Below are 1,157 nucleotides of genomic sequence, written 5' to 3'. Positions count from 1 at the left end.
TTGGCATCACCACAGATAGGACTTCCGGTTAGATTGTTTATCGTGGACAGTAAATCAACTTTTGATAGCCTCGGAGAAGAAGACAGAAAGTTTTATTTCCCCCAAGATGATAAAGGCATAATGGAAACTTTCATCAATGCCAAAATCATCCAACGGTCTGAAGAACTTTGGGAAGACGAAGAGGGCTGTTTAAGTATTCCAAATTTATTCTACAAAGTAAAGCGGAATTGGGCGATAACGATTGAATATTATAATCGGAATTTTGAAAAGCAAATCCGTACATTCAGTGGAACGACCGCACGAATGATACAACACGAATACGACCATACAGAAGGGATATTATACCTTGACTATTTGAAACCGCTGACCAAAAAACTGTTGGAAGGGAAACTCAAAAAAATAGCCCGAGGTCAAATAAAAACAAGGTATCCGATGAAGTTCGTGTGATGATACTGCCGACCTCAGCCTATAAGACTCCAACATCACGAAGCTTCATCGCAACTTAGCGCAGCATTCTCACTGTCCCAAAGGAAGTCACGAAAGTTTCAATCCCTGTTGACAAATGCGCAGTGGTTGTTTTGCACCTACCTGTGAACTTTTTAAAAACATATATACCTCATTAAAAGCAACTTATAACTCAATCAAACAACCTAAAATATTTTTTACTCAAAAACATACCAATTAGTATGTTTTTTTATTTAACTTTGCATGCAAACATAAAAACAAGAAATATGCATACATACGGCACCCAGGAATTTACAATCATCAATGCGTTGGTTGCAGCGTTGATCGGCTTAGTATTCATCATTATCATGTCCTTTGTGAAAGAACCCTCCCGACAGAAAATCAACGCCATTATTATAGCGGGCGCAGGCGGGGTTTACTGGAGCGGCGGCTTAGGCGTATGGGAATATATCTTTGGTGCCGTTATGTTGTTTGTGGCCTTCAAAGCCCTCAAGCATTATTATTTCATCGGAATCGGTTGGCTAATGCACACAGGCTGGGACATTATGCATCATCTATACGGTGATCCCATTATTCACTTTGCACCACTTTCGTCCGCCGGTTGTGCCGTGTGCGATGCGGTTCTGGCAATCTGGTTCTTCTTTGGTGCACCTACCATTTGGAACGTATTCAAAAAACAAAAAACAATTACG

2 protein-coding genes are annotated in these 1,157 nt (G+C 40.4%); both read left to right on the top strand.

All coding sequences use genetic code 11. The features are described from left to right. A partial coding sequence (locus ABD873_RS02110) for a peptide deformylase (protein ID WP_345063998.1) occupies positions 1-447 on the top strand: 447 nt, incomplete at its 5' end. 284 nt (positions 448-731) lie between these two features. Further along, a partial coding sequence (locus ABD873_RS02105) for a DUF6010 family protein (protein WP_345063995.1) occupies positions 732-1,157 on the top strand: 426 nt, incomplete at its 3' end.

The organism is Sphingobacterium thermophilum, from assembly GCF_039541675.1.
Classification (GTDB): domain Bacteria; phylum Bacteroidota; class Bacteroidia; order Sphingobacteriales; family Sphingobacteriaceae; genus Sphingobacterium; species Sphingobacterium thermophilum.
The sequence above is the reverse complement of the archived record's forward strand: the minus strand, read 5'-3'. Positions and strand labels throughout refer to the sequence as shown.